Source organism: Paracidovorax sp. MALMAid1276, assembly GCF_049198005.1.
Classification (GTDB): Bacteria; Pseudomonadota; Gammaproteobacteria; order Burkholderiales; family Burkholderiaceae_C; genus Acidovorax.
On the sequence record NZ_JBMIRS010000197.1, the window covers coordinates 101,210 to 116,438 of the forward strand.

The window sequence follows — 15,229 nt, forward strand, 5'->3', positions numbered from 1 at the left end:
CATGGGACGAAAGCCCAATCGGTATCCCGTGCATCATAGCCCGAACAGCGCGCCGGCCTGCCGCGCGCGGGCCTGCAACTCATCGAGCGTGCAGTCGGCGTCGTTCACGATCACCACATCGGCCACGGCGCGGCGCGCGGAGCGCGTGGCCTGCGAGGCGATGATGCCCCGCACGGCATCGGGCGCCAGCCCGCTGCGGCGCACCACCCTGTCGATCTGGGTGGCTTGCGAACAGTCCACCACCACCACGGCGTCCAGACGCCTTGACCACCGGGCCGATTCTGCGAGCAACGGCACATCGAAGACGATCAGCGCCGCGCCCGACTCTGCAGCGCGCTGCGCGGCCAGATCGCTGTGCAGCGTGACCAGCGGGTGAACGATGGCCTCCAGCTGCGCGCGCGCATCGGGCTGGCTGAAGGCCAGAGCCCGCATCCGGCTGCGGTCGAGCGCGCCCGAGGCGTCCACGTACGCGTCACCGAACGCTGAGCGGATCGCAGGCATGGCGTCTCCGTTCGGCCCGGTCACGCTGCGGGCGATCTGGTCAGAATCGACCAGCACGGCGCCCTGCGCCGCGAGCATTCCGCCCACTGTGCTCTTGCCGCTGCCGATGCCGCCGGTCAGGCCCACGCGCCAGGGGCTGTGCCGTTTAGGAAGGAAGGTAGCCACTTCGGAACCAGGTTGCGCGCGGAGAAAGGCGGAGGGGAGTGGAGGGGGGTGGAGGCAGGGTCAGAGGCCAAAGAGCCGCAGCACCGTGTCGAGAATCGCCTGCGGTCCCAGGATCATGGCCGTGAAACCTGCGCCCACGAGAAACGGCCCGAACGGCACATAGCCTCCCTCGCGCAGGCTGCTGAAGATCTTCATGGCAATGCCCACCACGGCGCCGATCACCGATGACATCAGGATGATCGGAACCAGAGCCTGCCAGCCGAACCAGGCACCGAGCGCGGCAAACAGCTTGAAGTCGCCGTAGCCCATGCCCTCCTTGCCCGTGACCAGCTTGAAGCCCCAGTAGACCATCCACAACGAGACATATCCGGCAGCCGCGCCCAGCACGGAAGCTTGCAGCGGCACCGCCGTCCAGTGCAGCGCAGAGGCCAGCAAGCCGCCCCACAGCAGCGGCAGCGTGATGTCGTCCGGCAGCAGCGTGGTGTCCCAGTCGATGAACGCCAGGGCGATCATCGCCGCCGAGAAAAGGCACCATGCGGCTGCAGTGGAGGTGAAGCCCCAGCGCTGAATGCACCAGAAGAACAAGGCTCCGGTCGCCAGTTCCACCAACGGGTAGCGGGGGCTGATCCGCGCCTTGCAGGCGGAGCACCGGCCCAGCAGGAACAGGTAGCTCACGACGGGAATGTTTTCATGCCACCGCACCATGTGCCCACAGTGCTGGCAACGCGACCGAGGAACCATGAGGTTGAACGGCTCGGGCGCTGCGGCGGGCTCGCGGCCTGCCTGCGCGGCCTGGAAGGCTTCCGCCTCCATCGCCCATTGCCGCTCCATGATCTTGGGCAGGCGGTAGATCACCACGTTCAGAAAGCTGCCGATCAAAAGCCCGAAGACGCCGCCCAGAGCGGCGTTGACCCAGACATCGGGCCCCATTACACAACCTGGCCGAGCTTGAAGATGGGCAGGTACATCGACACCACGATGCCACCGATCAGCGTGCCGAGAAACACGATGATGATGGGCTCCATCAGGCTGGACAGGCCGGCCACCATTTCGTCCACCTCGCCTTCGTAGAAATCAGCGGCCTTGCCCAGCATGTGGTCGATGGAGCCCGACTCTTCGCCAATCGCGCACATCTGCAGCACCATCGATGGAAACACGTTGGCATTGCCCATGGCGGCCGTCAGGCTGGTGCCCGTGGACACCTCCTGCTGGATTTTTTCGGTGGCCATCGAATACACAGAGTTACCGGATGCGCCGCCCACGGAATCGAGCGCCTCCACCAGCGGCACCCCGGCGGCAAACATGGTGGACAGGGTGCGGGTCCATCGCGCCACGCAGGATTTTTCGATCAGCACACCGAAGATCGGCACCTTGAGCAGGAGCCGGTCCATGAACATCTGCATTTTTTCATTGCGTTTCCACGCCTGCATGAAGAAATAAAACGCTCCGCCAATGCCGCCAAAAATCAGCCACCACCATTTCACGAAAATCTCGCTGACAGCCATCACGAACAGCGTGGGCGCAGGAAGGTCGGCGCCAAAAGAGGTGAAAACCTCCTTGAAGGCGGGGATCACGAAAATCATGATCACGGCCACCACCACAAAGGCCACAATGATCACGGAGATGGGATACATCAATGCTGACCGGATCTTGGACTTGATCGCCTCGGTTTTTTCCATGTAGGTGGCCAGGCGGTCGAGCAAGGCTTCCAGAATACCGGCCGCTTCCCCTGCCTCCACCAGGTTGCAATAGAGGCTGTCGAAATACATCGGATGCTTGCGAAACGCTGCATTCAGCGAGGTACCGGTTTCCACATCCGTGCGAATGTCGTTGAGCAGCTTGGTGACACTGGCGTTGGTATTGCCGCGCCCAACGATGTCAAACGACTGCAGCAGCGGCACACCGGCCTTCATCATCGTCGCCAGCTGCCGGGTGAAAAGCGCAATATCTTTGGGCTTGATTTTCTTGCCGGACCGCATCCGGCGTTTCTTGATTTTGGTGGGGAAAACCCCTTGGCGACGCAGGGTGGCCTGAACCTGGTTTTCGCCAGAGGCCCGGACTTCGCCGCGCACGATCTTCCCGTTGCGGTCCTTGCCTTCCCACTCAAAAACAAAGTCTTTGATGTCTCTAGATGCTGCGGTCGCCATACTAATCCCTCAAGAGCATTATTCGTTGGTGACTGCCAACACTTCCTCCAGGGAAGTCAGTCCCATCTTGGCTTTGTACAAGCCCGATTCGCGCAAGGATCTCACGCCTTCCGCCTTGGCCTGCTCGGCAATTTCCAGTGCGCTGCCGTCGCGCAGGATGATGCGCTGAATGTCCTCGGACACGGGCATCACCTGATAGATACCAACGCGGCCCTTGTAGCCGTTGTTGCACGCCGAGCATCCGACCGGGCGGTAGGTGACCCAGGAGCCATCCAGCTCCTCGTCGGAATAACCCGCGTCCAGCAATGCCTCGTGGGGGATGTCTGCCGGTGCCTTGCACACAGGGCACAGGCGGCGCGCAAGCCGCTGGGCCGTGATCAGGATCACGCTGGAAGCAATGTTGAAGGGCGCGATCCCCATGTTGCGCATGCGCGTGAGCGTCGTTGGCGCATCGTTGGTGTGTAGCGTAGACAGCACCAGGTGGCCCGTTTGTGCCGCCTTGATGGAAATGTCGGCGGTCTCCAGATCGCGAATTTCGCCCACCATGATGATGTCAGGATCTTGCCGAAGGAACGATTTCAGTGCCACGGCGAAGGTCAGCCCGGCCTTTTCATTCACATTGACCTGATTCACACCCGGCAGGTTGATTTCGGACGGGTCTTCTGCCGTGGCGATATTGACGCCCGGTTTGTTGAGAAGGTTCAGGCAGGTGTACAGGGACACCGTCTTGCCGGACCCTGTGGGGCCCGTCACCAGAATCATTCCATAGGGCCGGCCAATCGCCTGCAGCAGGCGTTCTTTCTCGATGGGCTCATATCCCAGTGCATCGATACCCAGTTTTGCACTGCTGGGGTCGAGAATACGGATAACGATTTTCTCGCCGAACAAGGTGGGCAGCGTGCTGACCCGAAAGTCGATCACCCGGTCCGGCCCAACCTTGAGCTTCATGCGCCCATCCTGGGGAATCCGCTTTTCAGAGATATCCAGGCGAGAAATCACCTTGATGCGCGAAGCGAGCTTGTCCTTGATCGCAATGGGCGGCGAAGCAATTTCACGCAATTCGCCGTCAATCCGGAAGCGGACACGGTACTGGTGTTCGTAAGGTTCAAAATGCAGGTCCGATGCCCGCATATTGAATGCGTCAAGAAGCATCTTGTGCAGGAACTTGACGATCGGGGCGTCTTCAACATCGGCCGCACCAGTGTCGTTGGATTCCGGGGCTTCTTCGACGGGCACGTCATCGAAATCGAAATCCCCACCTCCACCAGAAAATGTATCGAGCGTTTCGCTAGCGGATTTGGTGGTGGCTTCCACCAGTTTGCTGAGCTTGTCATACTCCGCGATAATCCAATCCACGCCCATCTGGGTGGTGAACTTGATTTTCTCAGCAGCTTCTTGGTCGGTGGGGTCTGCCGTGGCGACAATCAGGCGATTATTGCGCTTGTTGAGAACCACCACGCGGTATGCTTGGCATATTTTCGCGTCCAGCAATTCCTTCGGAAGGCGAAGCGGATCTATCGCGTCCAAATCCAGAAGCGGCGCACCAAAAACGGCAGACACCGTATGGGCCAAATCGGCAGCGGATACGGCTCCCGAACCCGTCAGTTCGGCGATAAAGCTGGTGCGGCCAATTTGTGATTTTTTGTAAATGTCCTCGGCCGACTTCTGCGTCAGCTTGCCGGCGGACATCAATGCCCGGCCCAAACCGGGCAGGGCGACCGCAGAAGCTTCTTTGGGGACAGTATCAACAGCGGCCATGTAACCGGTAATGTGTTAGGTTTGGAAAAGAAACCATCCTATCATCACCCATCGCCCGAGGGCTGTACAGCGCTTGATATTGGCAACTGCACCACAAAGGAGTGGCATTTGCCGATCTGCTGTTAATTTTCTGGTCGGGGTGAGAGGATTCGAACCTCCGGCCTCTACGTCCCGAACGTAGCGCTCTACCAGGCTAAGCTACACCCCGATGGTGCTCGCGAGTAGCGTCAGTGGCGCCGCGCGAGTAGTTGACTCGCCAATTCTAGCAACGCGGTGGTGTAGGCATTGGGTGGCAGTTGCTCTGCGGCGGCCATGGCCCGCCGGGCTTCTGCGTGAGCGGCTGCGCGTGTGATTTCCAGCGCACCCGTTGCGCGCACGATTTCCACGATGGCCGCGAGCTGGTCGGTCGATCCCTCCTCGATGGCCTGGCGCACCGTGTGGGCCTGCTCGGGCGTCCCGCGCTGCATCGCTGCAATCAGGGGTAGGGTGGATTTGCCTTCGCGCAGGTCATCGCCCAGGTTCTTGCCCATTTCGGCGGCGTCGCCGTCGTAGTCGAGTACATCGTCGATGATCTGGAATGCCGTGCCCAGGGCCTGGCCGTAGATGGCGCAGGTTTCTTCCAGCGCTGCGGGTGCGTCCGCAAGAACGGCGCCCAGGCGTGCGCTGGCCTCGAACAGTTTGGCGGTCTTGGAGCGGATGACGCGCAGATAGCCCGCTTCGTCCAGCGAGGCATCGTGCATGTTCATCAACTGAAGCACCTCTCCTTCGGCGATCACGTTGGTGGCCTCCGAGAGAATTTCCATGATGCGCATGCTTCCGGCTTCGACCATCATCTGGAAGGAGCGGGTATGCAGAAAGTCGCCCACGAGCACGCTGGCAGGATTGCCGAAGGTTTCGTTGGCTGTCGGCCGGCCGCGGCGCAGGGTGGACGCGTCCACCACATCGTCGTGGAGCAGCGTGGCCGTGTGGATGAGTTCCACCACCGCCGCCAGGCTGTGGTGATGCCGGCCCTGGTAGCCGAGAGCGCCGCACACGAGCAAGAGCAGAGCCGGGCGCAGGCGCTTGCCTCCTGCGGCGATGATGTACTGGGATATCTGCGCCACCAGGGGCACGCTGGACGTCAGGCGCTGACCGATGACCTTGTCAACCTCGTGCATGTCGTGCGCGACGAGTGCGAGGGGCGATGCTGGGGGGGCGGATTGGTCGGTCAAGATGTGGTGATCTGGAGATCGCAGAAACTGCCCGGATTATAGGAACGCCAAGAGCGCTGCCAGCGCGCGCAAGGGCGGGTCGGTACGCGCGGGTGGAGGGGGTGGTGCGATGGCCGGTCTTGGGCTATAATCGCGGGCTCTGCGGAAATCCGTCTGCAGAACTCATATCAAGAGGTCAACATGTACGCGGTCATAAAAACCGGCGGCAAGCAGTATCGCGTTGCTTCCGGCGAAAAAATCAAAGTAGAACAGATTGCTGCGGACGTAGGCCAGGAGATCGTGATCGACCAGGTTCTGGCTGTCGGCAACGGCGCTGAACTCAAGGTGGGCACGCCCCTGGTGTCCGGCGCAACTGTGAAAGCCACTGTGGTGGCGCACGGCAAGCACGACAAGGTGCGCATCTTCAAGATGCGCCGTCGCAAGCACTATCAGAAACGCCAAGGCCATCGCCAGCAGTTCACCGAACTGCAAATCGGTGCGATCGCTGGTTAATCGAAGGAGCTAGTCATGGCACAGAAAAAAGGCGGCGGCTCTACGCGAAACGGACGCGACTCCAAGCCAAAGATGCTGGGTGTGAAGGCGTTCGGTGGTGAACTGATCAGCGCAGGCTCCATCATCGTGCGCCAGCGTGGCACGCGTTTCCACCCCGGCAGCAATGTCGGCGTGGGCAAGGACCACACGCTGTTCGCCCTGGTGGACGGCCATGTGTCGTTCGGCACCAAGGGCGCATTGGCCAAGCACACGGTCAATGTGACGCCCGCCTGAGGCTCGTCCTCGGCAACCCACCAAGCCCCGCTTTGCCGGGGCTTTGTTGTTTGGTCGGTACGATGCTGGCTTTGTTTGCCACATTGTCGCCGCCGCACCACATGCGCATGGACTGCGCCTCCCGGCTTGGGTCCGCCTGCTTGCGGGTGGCGCCGCCACCCGAAGGACGGACGCCTCCACGCCGTGCCATTTTGTAAACTGGATACCCCATGAAGTTCGTCGATGAAGCCTTTATTGACATTGCTGCCGGTGACGGCGGCAATGGCTGCGTGTCGTTCCGGCACGAAAAATACAAGGAATTCGGCGGACCCAACGGAGGGGATGGCGGGCGCGGAGGGCATGTGTTCGCCGTGGCCGATCCGAATCTGAACACGCTGGTGGATTACCGCTATTCGCGCCGCCACGAAGCCAAGCGCGGCGAGCATGGCATGGGCTCGGACATGTTCGGCGCCGCCGGGGCCGACATCACGCTCAAGATGCCGGTGGGCACCATCATCACCGACGCCGAAACGGGTGAGGTGCTTTATGAGCTGTTGACCCCCGGTGAGGTCATCACCATCGCCAAGGGCGGGGATGGCGGCTTTGGCAATCTGCGTTTCAAGAGCGCCATCAACCGCGCGCCTCGCCAGAAGACGCCCGGCTGGCCGGGCGAGAAGAAGAATCTCAAGCTGGAGCTCAAGGTGCTGGCCGATGTGGGCCTGCTCGGCATGCCCAATGCGGGCAAGTCCACCTTCATCACGGCGGTTTCCAACGCCCGGCCCAAGATTGCCGATTACCCTTTCACCACCTTGCACCCCAACCTGGGTGTGGTGCGCGTGGGGCCGGAGCAAAGTTTCGTGGTGGCCGATATTCCGGGGTTGATCGAAGGCGCCTCCGAAGGCGCGGGTCTCGGCCATCAGTTCCTGCGCCACCTGCAGCGCACGCGGCTGCTGCTGCACATCGTGGATCTGGCGCCTTTTGACGACAGTGTGGATCCGGTGGAGCAGGCCAAGGCCATCGTCAACGAGTTGAAGAAGTACGACCAGGCGCTTTACAGCAAGCCACGCTGGCTGGTGCTCAACAAGCTGGACATGATTCCGGCCGAAGAACGTGAGGCCAGGGCCAAGGATTTTGTGAAGCGCTTCAAGTGGAAGGGGCCGGTCTTCGAGATTTCCGCACTCACCCGCGAGGGCTGCGAGCCGCTGATCCATGCGATCTACCAGCATGTGCAGGCCGAGCAGCGCGTGGAGAACGAACCCATCGAGGTGGATCCGCGCTTTGCGGGCGATGCGCCGGCCTGACCAGGTGGCGTCGCTAGCTTTGTATTGATTGCTATTTTATTTATAGCTGTTAGGGCTTATCCAATAAGCGCTAAGGGCCTAAAACACTGAAAAATGGTTTCCAGCGTATTGCGAGATGCCCGGCGCATCGTGGTCAAAGTCGGCTCCAGCCTTGTCACCAACGAAGGCCGGGGCCTGGATGAAACGGCCATCGGCGAGTGGAGCCGTCAGCTCGCGGCGCTGGTGCGAGGCGAAGGAGGCGTGCGCCGCGAGGTGATCATGGTGTCCAGCGGTGCCATCGCAGAGGGCATGAAGCGCCTGGGCTGGACGAGCCGCCCGCATGAGGTTCATGAACTGCAGGCGGCCGCCGCTGTCGGGCAGATGGGCCTGGCCCAGATGTACGAGACCAAGCTGCGCGAGCAGGGCATGGGCAGCGCACAGGTGCTGCTCACCCATGCCGATCTTGCCGACCGCGAGCGCTACCTGAACGCGCGCTCGACCCTGCTCACGCTGCTGCGCCTGGGCGTGGTGCCCGTCATCAACGAGAACGATACGGTGGTCAACGACGAGATCAAGTTTGGCGACAACGACACGCTGGGTGCTTTGGTGGCCAATCTCGTCGAAGCCGATGCGCTGATCATTCTTACCGACCAGAAGGGTCTGTACACCGCCGACCCCCGCCGAGACCCGGCAGCCCAGTTCGTGCACGAAGCCCGGGCGGGCGACCCCGCGCTGGAAGCCATGGCGGGGGGTGCAGGCTCCAGCATCGGCAAGGGCGGCATGATTACCAAGATCCTGGCCGCCAAGCGCGCTGCGGGCTCAGGGGCTTCCACCGTGATCGCATGGGGGCGCGAGCCGCATGTGCTGCTCAGCCTGGTGCGCGGCGAAGCCATCGGCACGCTGCTTGTGGCGCCCACGCAGAAGAAACAGGCCCGCAAGCAGTGGATGGCCGATCATCTGCAAATGCGGGGCGCGGTGGTGGTGGACGCTGGGGCTGCGGCCAAGGTGCGCGACGAGGGCAAGAGCCTCCTGCCGATCGGCATGACGGCCGTGGAGGGTGATTTCTCGCGGGGTGACGTGATCGCCATCCGCGACCCGGAGGGGGGGGAAATTGCCCGAGGCCTGGCCAACTATGCTGCGGCCGAAGCCCGCCGCCTGTGTCGCAAGCCGTCTGCCGAGTTCGAGGCGTTGCTCGGCTATGTGGCGGAGCCGGAGATGGTGCACCGAGACAACTTGGTGCTCACTGCGCGGGCATAGGAATCCGCGTCGACCGGTAAAAGCAAAAACGCCTGCATTGCTGCAGGCGTTTTGGTATGTGAGCTAGCTTGTGGACGTGCCGGAAGGAAGCCCGTCCAGCTCGCCGGGCATGCTGTTTTGCGGGTCGGGGTCGAAGCTGGCGCCGGGGGGCAGCTCCATGCCGGGGTTCGTCAGCAGGCTGCCGGTGCGATACAGGCTGCCCGCCTGCTCGCCCTCCCGGGTGCGCATGCCGCTGCGCAGGTACCGGTTGCGCTGTTCGTGGCGAGGAAGGAAGCGGGCCAGTTCCGTGAGGGCCATTTCATACACGCCCCGCTTGAACTCCACCACCACGTCCAGCGGCACCCAGTAGTCATTCCAGCGCCATGCGTCGAACTCGGGGTGGTTGGTGGCACGCAGGTTCAGGTCCCAGTCGTGTCCCACCAGTTGAAGCAGATACCAGATCTGTTTCTGGCCCTTGTAGTGTCCGCGTGCGTCGCGGCGGATGTACCGGTCAGGCACCTCATAGCGCAACCAGTCCCGTGTGCGGGCCACCACGCGTACGTGATTGGGCAATAATCCCACCTCTTCATGCAGTTCGCGGAACATGGCCTGCTCGGGGGTTTCGCCCCGGTCAATGCCACCCTGCGGAAACTGCCAGCTGTGGGTGCGTATGCGCTTGCCCCAGAACACCTGGTTTTTCTGGTTGAGCAGGATGATGCCGACGTTCGGCCGAAAGCCGTCCCGGTCAAGCATAATCAAACCCCAAATTTTTAAACTGCGTCCATTATGCACGGCGCCTAGCGTGCGGCAAGTGGGCCGGTTCGTTTCGCCTGAAATCGCCCGATGAAAGCCTCGCAATTCTTTATCTCCACCCTCAAGGAAGCTCCCGCCGATGCGGAGGTGGTCAGCCACAAACTGATGACACGTGCGGGCCTGATCAAGAAGCTGGGCGCTGGCATCTACAACTACATGCCCATGGGGCTGCGCGTGATCCGCAAGGTGGAAGCGATTGTGCGCGAGGAAATGAACCGGGCAGGCGCCGTCGAGCTGACCATGCCCGTGGTCCAGCCGGCCGAGCTGTGGCAGGAGACAGGCCGCTTTGACAAGATGGGCCCGGAGTTGCTGCGCATCCAGGACCGTCATGGGCGCGACTTCATCGTGCAGCCCACCAGCGAGGAAGTGATCACTGACATTGCTCGCCAGGAGCTGAAAAGCTACAAGCAGCTGCCCAAGAACTTCTACCAGATCCAGACCAAGTTCCGTGACGAGCGCCGCCCCCGTTTTGGCCTGATGCGCGGCCGTGAATTCGTCATGAAGGACGCCTACAGCTTTGACAAGGACCAAGCGGCCGCGAAGGCGAGCTACCAGGTCATGGCCCAGGCCTACCGCAGGATTTTTGACCGCTTCGGTCTCACCTACCGCGCCGTGGCGGCCGACAGTGGGGCCATCGGGGGCGACCTGTCGGAGGAGTTCCAGGTGATTGCCGCCACGGGCGAAGACGCCATCGTCTACTGCCCCGGCAGCGACTACGCCGCCAACATGGAAAAGGCCGAGGCGCTGGCGCCTGCGGGTCCGCGCCCCGCCGCCACGCAGCCGATGACCCGGACCGCCACACCGGGCAAGGCCACCTGCGCCGACGTTGCCGAATTGCTGGGTGTGCCTCTGAACACCACGGTGAAGTCGCTGGTGCTGGCAACCGATGAGATCAACGAGGCCGGTGAAGCCGTGAAGACCCAGGTCTGGCTGGTCCTGCTGCGCGGCGACCACGACATGAACGAGATCAAGGTCGGCAAGGTGCCGGGCCTTGCAGGATTTCGCTTTGCCACATTGGGTGAAATCGAGGACCATTTCGGCTGCAAGCCCGGATACCTGGGGCCCATCGGGCTGAAGAAGCCACTCAAGATCGTGGTCGATCGCGAGGTGGCGGTCATGGCCGACTGGATCTGCGGCGCCAACGAGGTGGACTTTCACATCACCGGCGTCAACTGGGGCCGAGACCTGCCCGAGCCCGACGCCATTGCCGATCTGCGCAACGTGGTGGCGGGCGACCTGTCGCCCGACGGCAAGGGGGAACTGGCGATCGAGCGCGGCATCGAAGTGGGCCACGTCTTCTACCTGGGTACCAAGTACAGCCGAGCCATGAACGCCACCTTCCTTGACGAGACCGGAAAGCCGCAGCCGCTGGAGATGGGCTGCTATGGCATCGGCATCACCCGCCTGCCGGCTGCGGCCATCGAGCAGAACCACGATGAGCGCGGCATCATCTGGCCCGATGCCATTGCCCCGTTCACCGTGGTGGTCTGCCCGGTGGGCATGGACCGCAGCGAAGTGGTCAAGGCCACGGCCGAACAGCTGTATGCCGATCTTCTGGCTGCCGGTGTGGACGTGATCCTGGACGACCGCGGCGAGCGCCCCGGCGCCATGTTTGCCGACTGGGAACTGATTGGCGTGCCTCACCGCGTGACGATCGGCGACAAGAGCCTGAAAGAAGGGGTGGTGGAATACCAGCACCGCCGCGACAGTGCTGCGACCAAGGTCGCGGTGAGCGACATCCTGGCCCACGTCAAGGGCCGCATGCTGGCATGAGTCGGTCCACGCTCTCCATCTTCCGCACCGGAATGCCTGGCGCAGACCGGCCTGCGGGGATGTCGCGGCGTGGGGCGCTCGGCGCCGTGTCGATGCTGGCCGCGCCCGCATCGTGGCTGGCTGCACCCCAGCTCGCCCATGCGGGCGGGCAGCTCGAAGAGCCGCTGATGGATTCCGTGCGCACGGCCCTGAGTTCGGCCATCGCCAACCAGGCGCCTCCCGAGCCCGAGTTCTTCACCACCGAGGCCCGGCTGCACTACCTGCGCTGGCTGGGCACGCAGAGCGACCGGCTGCGCCGCCGAAAGCCGGACTGGGAAGTGCGGCGCGATTTCCTGCAGACGGTCTGGTACGAGTCCAAACGCGCCGGGCTAGACGTGTCCCTGGTGCTCGGCTTGATCCAGGTGGAAAGCGCGTTCCGCAAGTTTGCGGTCTCCAGCGTGGGGGCGCGGGGCTACATGCAGGTCATGCCGTTCTGGACGCGCGTGATCGGCGATGGCGATCCGGGCAAGCTGTTCCACCTGCAGACCAACTTGCGGTTTGGCTGCGTGATTTTGCGCCACTACATCGACCGGGAGCGCGGAGACCTCTTCATGGCCCTGGGCCGCTACAACGGCAGCCGGGGCAGGTCGCCTTACCCCGATGCCGTTTTTGCCGCCCAGCGCAACTGGCTGTTTGCCGAAAAGCCGCAGTCGCCTGCGCCGCCTGCGAACCCCCTGGTGGCCACGGGACCCGCAGCGTCTTGATGGTGGAGGGCGGCGGGCAGCAGCGGGGCCAGTTGGCCTGCCGTGCCGATCCGCAGGCCCGGCTTGCGTTCAGGCAGCCCCCGCAGCCCCTGCAGACCCTGCTGAACCCGCAGAAGCAGCCCCCAGCGGCGCGGCCGCGTCGCCACTGCCCGTGGCGCCGATGCGCGACACCATGACCTGGTCGATGCGATAGCTGTCCACGTCCAGCACCTCGAACTTGTAGCCGCCCCAGCTCACGCTGTCGGTGCGGCGCGGCACGCGGCGCAGCATCACCATCAGGAAGCCGGCCAGCGTTTCGTACTCCTCTGCGTGCGGCAACTCGCCCAGCGAGAGGGCATGCAGCACATCGGTGATGGGGGTCACGCCGTCGATGAGCCAGGAGTTTTCGTCCCGGCGCACGATCTGTTCCTCGTCGGCGGGGCCCACCAGGTCGCCCATCACCGTGCTCATCACATCGTTGAGCGTGACCACGCCCACGACCAGGCTGTACTCGTTGACGATCACCGCGAAGTCTTCGTGCACCTGCCGGAACTGCTCCAGCACCTCCGACAGCGTGAGCCGGTCGGGCACGACCAGCACCTTGCGCACCAGGCTGTCGTCGGCCAGCGAGATCGGCTGGTTGTTCAGCACGCGCTGAAACAAGTCCTTCGCATCCACATAGCCCACCACGTGGTCGATGTCGCCTTCGCAGACCGGGTACGTGGAAAACGGCTCGGCGGCAATGCGCAGCCGAATCACCTCGTCCGGCTCGTCGCGCAGGAAGAAGGCCACCCGGTCGCGGGGCGACATGGCGCTGGAGACGGTGCGCGTGTCCAGTTCGAACACATTGGTGATCACCTGCTGCTCGCGCGCTGCCAGCACGCCCGCGCGGGCGCCCGCTTCCATCATGGCCAGGATGTCGTCCGAGGTGATGCGCTCGTCCCGCAAAGACGACAGCCCCAGCATGCGAAAGAGCGCATCGGCGCCCCGGCTGTAGAGCCACACCAGCGGACGCAGTAGCGCCATCACAAACGCCATGGGCCGCGCCAGGCTCACCGCAATGCGCTCGGGCTCCGCCATGCCCAGGCGCTTGGGGAACAGGTCGGCGAACAGGATGAACAGCGACGTGAGAATGGTGAACGAGGCGAGAAAGCCCACGGTCTGCGCCGTCGACGCCTCCAGCCACAGCTCCAGCAGCACCGTGAAGTGGGGGCTGAGCGCGCCTTCACCCACGATGCCGCCGAGGATGGCCACGGCGTTCTGGCCGACCTGGACCACGGTGAAATAGTCGCCCGGCTGCTCCTGCACGCGCAGCACGCGGTCTGCCCGCGCATCGCCTTCGTCGGCCATCTGGCGCAGGCGTAAACGCCGCGCAGCCGCCAGCGATATCTCGGCCATCGAGAAAAAAGCGCTGGCTGCAATCAGCAGCACGATGACGAAAAGACTTTGGGACAGGGTCATGGGGGCGTCAGGGCGTGGCGCCAGGGCACGCAGGTCTACGAGATGTCGGGGCAGCGGAAGGCAGATGGCCTGCAGCGCACGGTCCACCGGTCTTGGGGGGGGTCGCCCTCCGTGCCCAGGGGCTTGTCACCACCGGGCTTTCGGCAGGCCGCGCGACGCTGGCTTTTGGGGCGGTGCGCTTCATGCCTGTGCCTTCTGCCGCCCAGGCGCCTGGCAAGTGTATCTGTGCCGACGGCATCCGAGAGCGGTGGCGGGGGCCGCCGTGGCCCCGCAGGTGGGCGGGGTGACCGGGCGCCCGGCTACTGAACAAACCCGATGCGGCCCCGCGCCGACGCAGCCTTGGGCAGGTCGCTCACTTCCACGGTGGAGCGGCGGTCCAGGCGCGCATTGCCAAAGCCCGTCATCAAGGCGCGCCGCATTTCGCGGGGCGGCATCTGCGCCAGCAGGTCCAGCACATCGGCCAGAGGCTCCGGATCCAGCAGTCGCCCCCAGTCGTGGCCGGCGCGGATCCCCAGGTACAGGTTGCGTGCAATGCTGCGCGCCTGATTCGGCGTGGGGGCCTCCACCTCGAACACGTTCATGCGGTTGAGGATGGGGTCGGGAATGCCGCGGCTGTCGTTGGCCGTGGTGATCCAGATCACCTGGCTCGCGTCGATGGCCACCTCGGCAAACTCGTCGGTAAAGCTCTGTGCCGTGTCGTGCTCCAGCAGGCTGTACAGCGCGCCCAGCGGGTCATATTGCGCGTCGGTGCTGGCCTTGTCGATCTCGTCCACCACGATCACGGGGTTGGCGTATTCGCCCTCCACCAGGGCCTCGAACACCTTGCCGGGCCGCGCGCCCTTCCATTGCGCCGACGAGCCCGACAGCAGCCATCCGGCCGTCATCGAGCTCATGGGCAGCAGGTTCATGCCGGTGCCCAGCAGCTCGGCCAGGTGGCGCGCAAAGTGGGTCTTGCCGATGCCCGGCGGGCCCAGCAGCAGCATGGGCGTCACCTCCAGGCCGTCGCAGCTGTCCTGCGCCAGCGCCACGTGGCGCTTCACGTCGTCCAGCACCTCGGTGAAGTTGGGCAGCTGCTCGTACAGGCTGGCCATGTCCGGCACGCCCGAGGGCTTGACCTGGAACCGTTCGGGGCCGCGCTCCAGCATGCGCTCATAGACCGCGCGCAGGTTGTCGTAATCGCGCTGGCTGCCGGCCTCCTGCAGGCGGGACAGCTTGCGCTCCACGTCGCCCGGGTGGAACACGTTGCGCATCTGCGCCACCGGAAGGCGCAGGGCAGGGGCTTGGGGAACAAGGCTATGGCGGGTCATTGCATGCTCTCCTTTGGCGTGAAGTCAGGTCACGCAATCATTCAAGCACACAACGTGCCCGCCGCAACATCGGAAAAATCCGCGTTTTGCGCGGCTGTTGCACCCATGCCA

At 63.6% G+C, this 15,229-nt stretch carries 14 protein-coding genes and 1 tRNA gene; 6 read left to right on the forward strand and 9 right to left on the reverse strand.

The window, feature by feature from the left end; translation table 11 throughout:
* Window positions 1-33: 33 nt before the first annotated feature.
* The 6 genes from coaE to ACOQFS_RS15340 form a co-directional block, all read right to left on the reverse strand.
* Window positions 34-666: a dephospho-CoA kinase gene (gene coaE, locus ACOQFS_RS15315; protein ID WP_421563688.1), complete on the reverse strand. Its 633-nt coding sequence runs from the start codon at window positions 664-666 to the stop codon at window positions 34-36.
* Window positions 667-726: 60 nt separating this feature from the next.
* On the reverse strand, window positions 727-1,596 hold the full coding sequence (locus ACOQFS_RS15320) for a prepilin peptidase (protein ID WP_421563689.1): 870 nt from the start codon (window positions 1,594-1,596) through the stop codon (window positions 727-729).
* Complete coding sequence (locus tag ACOQFS_RS15325; RefSeq protein WP_421563690.1) at window positions 1,596-2,813, reverse strand: type II secretion system F family protein; 1,218 nt, start codon at window positions 2,811-2,813, stop codon at window positions 1,596-1,598. The genes ACOQFS_RS15320 and ACOQFS_RS15325 overlap by 1 nt, the downstream gene beginning before the upstream one ends.
* An 18-nt stretch (window positions 2,814-2,831) precedes the next feature.
* Window positions 2,832-4,571, reverse strand: coding sequence for a type IV-A pilus assembly ATPase PilB (pilB, locus tag ACOQFS_RS15330; RefSeq protein ID WP_421563691.1), 1,740 nt, complete (start codon window positions 4,569-4,571; stop codon window positions 2,832-2,834).
* A gap of 131 nt (window positions 4,572-4,702) precedes the next feature.
* A tRNA-Pro gene (locus tag ACOQFS_RS15335) sits at window positions 4,703-4,779 on the reverse strand.
* 19 nt (window positions 4,780-4,798) lie between these two features.
* A complete protein-coding gene (locus ACOQFS_RS15340) occupies window positions 4,799-5,728 on the reverse strand; it encodes a polyprenyl synthetase family protein (RefSeq protein ID WP_421563718.1) in 930 nt (309 codons plus the stop codon).
* Between the two features lie 234 nt (window positions 5,729-5,962).
* Here ACOQFS_RS15340 and rplU point away from each other — a divergent pair, with 234 nt between their 5' ends.
* The 4 genes from rplU (at window position 5,963) to proB (ending at window position 9,063) form a co-directional block, all read left to right on the forward strand.
* On the forward strand, window positions 5,963-6,274 hold the full coding sequence (gene rplU / locus ACOQFS_RS15345) for a 50S ribosomal protein L21 (RefSeq protein ID WP_421563692.1): 312 nt from the start codon (window positions 5,963-5,965) through the stop codon (window positions 6,272-6,274).
* Between the two features lie 15 nt (window positions 6,275-6,289).
* Window positions 6,290-6,547, forward strand: coding sequence for a 50S ribosomal protein L27 (gene rpmA / locus ACOQFS_RS15350; protein ID WP_421563693.1), 258 nt, complete (start codon window positions 6,290-6,292; stop codon window positions 6,545-6,547).
* A gap of 209 nt (window positions 6,548-6,756) precedes the next feature.
* Window positions 6,757-7,827, forward strand: coding sequence for an Obg family GTPase CgtA (gene cgtA / locus ACOQFS_RS15355; RefSeq protein WP_421563694.1), 1,071 nt, complete (start codon window positions 6,757-6,759; stop codon window positions 7,825-7,827).
* Between the two features lie 93 nt (window positions 7,828-7,920).
* A complete protein-coding gene (gene proB, locus ACOQFS_RS15360; protein ID WP_421563695.1) occupies window positions 7,921-9,063 on the forward strand; it encodes a glutamate 5-kinase in 1,143 nt (380 codons plus the stop codon).
* 63 nt (window positions 9,064-9,126) lie between these two features.
* Here the strand turns inward: proB and ACOQFS_RS15365 are convergent, their stop codons facing one another.
* On the reverse strand, window positions 9,127-9,795 hold the full coding sequence (locus ACOQFS_RS15365; RefSeq protein WP_421563696.1) for an RNA pyrophosphohydrolase: 669 nt from the start codon (window positions 9,793-9,795) through the stop codon (window positions 9,127-9,129).
* Window positions 9,796-9,885: 90 nt separating this feature from the next.
* On the opposite strand from ACOQFS_RS15365, the gene ACOQFS_RS15370 reads away from it, so the two are divergent.
* Both ACOQFS_RS15370 and ACOQFS_RS15375 read left to right on the forward strand, forming a co-directional pair.
* Window positions 9,886-11,628: a proline--tRNA ligase gene (locus ACOQFS_RS15370; RefSeq protein WP_421563697.1), complete on the forward strand. Its 1,743-nt coding sequence runs from the start codon at window positions 9,886-9,888 to the stop codon at window positions 11,626-11,628.
* Window positions 11,625-12,371 carry a lytic transglycosylase domain-containing protein gene (locus ACOQFS_RS15375; RefSeq protein WP_421563698.1) on the forward strand — a complete coding sequence of 249 codons (747 nt, stop codon included), beginning with the start codon at window positions 11,625-11,627 and terminating at the stop codon, window positions 12,369-12,371. Before ACOQFS_RS15370 ends, ACOQFS_RS15375 begins: the two co-directional genes overlap by 4 nt.
* A gap of 69 nt (window positions 12,372-12,440) precedes the next feature.
* Here the strand turns inward: ACOQFS_RS15375 and ACOQFS_RS15380 are convergent, their stop codons facing one another.
* Window positions 12,441-13,811, reverse strand: coding sequence for a hemolysin family protein (locus ACOQFS_RS15380; RefSeq protein ID WP_421563699.1), 1,371 nt, complete (start codon window positions 13,809-13,811; stop codon window positions 12,441-12,443).
* A gap of 299 nt (window positions 13,812-14,110) precedes the next feature.
* Entirely contained in the window at window positions 14,111-15,118 is a 1,008-nt protein-coding gene (locus ACOQFS_RS15385) for an AAA family ATPase (RefSeq protein ID WP_421563700.1), read from the reverse strand.
* Between the last annotated feature and the right edge of the window lie 111 nt (window positions 15,119-15,229).

What these genes read in the sequence shown, in the direction of transcription:
- ACOQFS_RS15320 (WP_421563689.1), bottom strand. Translation starts at nt 1,596, where the DNA reads ATGGGGCCCGATGTCTGGGTCAACGCCGCTCTGGGCGGCGTCTTCGGG.
- ACOQFS_RS15325 (WP_421563690.1), bottom strand. Translation starts at nt 2,813, where the DNA reads ATGGCGACCGCAGCATCTAGAGACATCAAAGACTTTGTTTTTGAGTGG.
- ACOQFS_RS15365 (WP_421563696.1), bottom strand. Translation starts at nt 9,795, where the DNA reads ATGCTTGACCGGGACGGCTTTCGGCCGAACGTCGGCATCATCCTGCTC.
- rplU (WP_421563692.1), top strand. Translation starts at nt 5,963, where the DNA reads ATGTACGCGGTCATAAAAACCGGCGGCAAGCAGTATCGCGTTGCTTCC.
- proB (WP_421563695.1), top strand. Translation starts at nt 7,921, where the DNA reads ATGGTTTCCAGCGTATTGCGAGATGCCCGGCGCATCGTGGTCAAAGTC.
- ACOQFS_RS15370 (WP_421563697.1), top strand. Translation starts at nt 9,886, where the DNA reads ATGAAAGCCTCGCAATTCTTTATCTCCACCCTCAAGGAAGCTCCCGCC.
- ACOQFS_RS15375 (WP_421563698.1), top strand. Translation starts at nt 11,625, where the DNA reads ATGAGTCGGTCCACGCTCTCCATCTTCCGCACCGGAATGCCTGGCGCA.
- ACOQFS_RS15385 (WP_421563700.1), bottom strand. Translation starts at nt 15,118, where the DNA reads ATGACCCGCCATAGCCTTGTTCCCCAAGCCCCTGCCCTGCGCCTTCCG.
- ACOQFS_RS15380 (WP_421563699.1), bottom strand. Translation starts at nt 13,811, where the DNA reads ATGACCCTGTCCCAAAGTCTTTTCGTCATCGTGCTGCTGATTGCAGCC.
- cgtA (WP_421563694.1), top strand. Translation starts at nt 6,757, where the DNA reads ATGAAGTTCGTCGATGAAGCCTTTATTGACATTGCTGCCGGTGACGGC.
- ACOQFS_RS15340 (WP_421563718.1), bottom strand. Translation starts at nt 5,728, where the DNA reads ATGCACGAGGTTGACAAGGTCATCGGTCAGCGCCTGACGTCCAGCGTG.
- rpmA (WP_421563693.1), top strand. Translation starts at nt 6,290, where the DNA reads ATGGCACAGAAAAAAGGCGGCGGCTCTACGCGAAACGGACGCGACTCC.
- pilB (WP_421563691.1), bottom strand. Translation starts at nt 4,571, where the DNA reads ATGGCCGCTGTTGATACTGTCCCCAAAGAAGCTTCTGCGGTCGCCCTG.